Source organism: Methylobacterium thuringiense (genome assembly GCF_022179645.1).
GTDB lineage: Bacteria > Pseudomonadota > Alphaproteobacteria > Rhizobiales > Beijerinckiaceae > Methylobacterium > Methylobacterium thuringiense.
Map to the genome: position 1 here is coordinate 1 of NZ_BPRA01000038.1, position 1,722 is coordinate 1,722.

Sequence of the window (1,722 nt, forward strand, 5' to 3'; positions counted from 1 at the left end):
GCCAATCACCGAGTCACTGGAGCGAGGGGGCGAGCCTCTCGATCCAGTGACTCGGTGATTGGCATCTGGTATACCAAATACGAAATCAGCGTCAAGACCGGGCCGGACCACTTCGATCGCTCACTTCCGGGATACCGGCATGCGGCAGTTCGTTGGGTCCAAGGCGGGACCACGTGGCGGCAGGATCAGGCGAGGACACAGCCGGCATGGCACCGAGCATCACCATCACCCAGGTCGAGGGCTTCAAGTTCCTGATCGATTTCGGCGCGGCCTTTCCGGCGCTGGTCTCGGACGAACCGGAGCCGATCGGCCGCGGAGAGGGCCCGTCGCCGGAGCAGGTGCTGATCGCGGGCGTGAGCAACTGCCTCTGCGCCAGCCTCGCCTTCGCGCTCGGCAAGTACCGGCAGGACGGGGGCGGCGTGACCGCGCGGGCCTCGGCCCGGATCGAACGCAACGCCGAGCAGCGCCTGCGCATCGGCGGCATCGACGTCGAGATCACCCTGGGCGCATCGGCGGCGGCGATGCCGCGGATCACGCAGGTGCTCGCTCAGTTCGAGCAGTTCTGCACCGTCTCGGAAAGCGTGAAGGCCGGAATTCCCATCACCGTCGCGGTCCGGGACGCCACGGGCGAACGCCTGAAATAGGAAGAGGAGACAATCCGATGTCGAACACCGATCGCAAGGGTGCCAATGAGCCCGGAGACCTAGCCGGGCTCTTCAACGCCCGCGCCAATGCCGGCGACGTCGAGGGCCTGGTGGCACTCTACGAGGCGGATGCCGTACTCGCCGCCGGGAACGTCGTGGCGACAGGCCACGCGGAGATCCGCCAATTCTACACCGACCTTCTCTCCAAGAAGTCGGAGTTTCCCGCCGCCGAGACGCTGCCGGCCATCGTCAACGGCAATCTCGCGCTGACATTCGCTCGACTGCCGAACGGCAGCCTCTCCGTCGAGGCAGCCCGGCGGCAAGAGGACGGAACGTGGCTGTGGGCGATCGATCAATTAAAGATCAAGCCGGTTGCAACCTGATCATCTGCCTCGAAGCTTGATTCTGATCGATGCTTTGGGAACATCTTTTGACGATGATATGCAAATATTTGGTATCTATCGCATGAGTTCTTAAAATATAAAATCGCCGAGCATCATCGATCGGGTCGGTCCCAGAAACATGATTTTGTTTGCCGGCAGCCCTTTCGACGCAAATGGTCGGTCACGACCATATTGCCGGGTTCCGACAAGCATCTGTTTTGCCGCTGACGCACAGGAAAGCGGATCGACCAGACGCTGCTCTCATCGGCCCTATGATGTCCGATGTAGCCACATTCGCTCCGAACCGGTTTCGGGTTGAACTTATACGGTCGGGATGGTCGTCATGCCGTCAGTTCGACAAGGCCACCGCTCGTCCCACGCTACCGATGGCGTACGAGGCGGTAGATCGCGTATCTCGCCATCAAGAACGCGCTGTGGCCTACGCTTATGATCAGAGAGGCTGTAATTCTGGCGCGCCGGACAGCATGAAACTGCGAACGCTTATGTGATTGTTTTGCAAAGATAATTTTTAGCGGCTGCTGGAGTTGACCTTTCGGTCGGCAGTAAGCCGACAAGGCGTGAACCTGCGCGAAGGTGCCGCTTCGAATATGCCAGCAAAAGAAGTGTCGAGCTTCAGATAAATCAACAATAGGAAAAATTGGGTGCGACGCCAGGATTGTGTAGGGCGGTGACAA

The 1,722-nt window shown here is 60.0% G+C and carries 3 protein-coding genes; 2 read left to right on the top strand and 1 reads right to left on the bottom strand.

Annotated features, from left to right (window positions below):
- Positions 1-206 precede the first annotated feature (206 nt).
- Together MFF07_RS22340 and MFF07_RS22345 are read left to right on the top strand one after the other, a co-directional pair.
- A complete protein-coding gene (locus tag MFF07_RS22340; protein WP_147813057.1) occupies positions 207-644 on the top strand; it encodes an OsmC family protein in 438 nt (145 codons plus the stop codon).
- Between the two features lie 17 nt (positions 645-661).
- Positions 662-1,027, top strand: coding sequence for a nuclear transport factor 2 family protein (locus tag MFF07_RS22345; RefSeq protein ID WP_147813055.1), 366 nt, complete (start codon positions 662-664; stop codon positions 1,025-1,027).
- A gap of 380 nt (positions 1,028-1,407) precedes the next feature.
- On the opposite strand, the gene MFF07_RS22350 is transcribed toward MFF07_RS22345, so the two are convergent.
- Positions 1,408-1,722: hypothetical protein (locus MFF07_RS22350; protein ID WP_238232936.1), on the bottom strand; the 315-nt coding region annotated here is incomplete at its 5' end.

Excerpts from the sequence above, each read along its gene's own strand:
- MFF07_RS22345 (WP_147813055.1), top strand. The coding sequence starts at position 662 with ATGTCGAACACCGATCGCAAGGGTGCCAATGAGCCCGGAGACCTAGCC.
- MFF07_RS22340 (WP_147813057.1), top strand. The coding sequence starts at position 207 with ATGGCACCGAGCATCACCATCACCCAGGTCGAGGGCTTCAAGTTCCTG.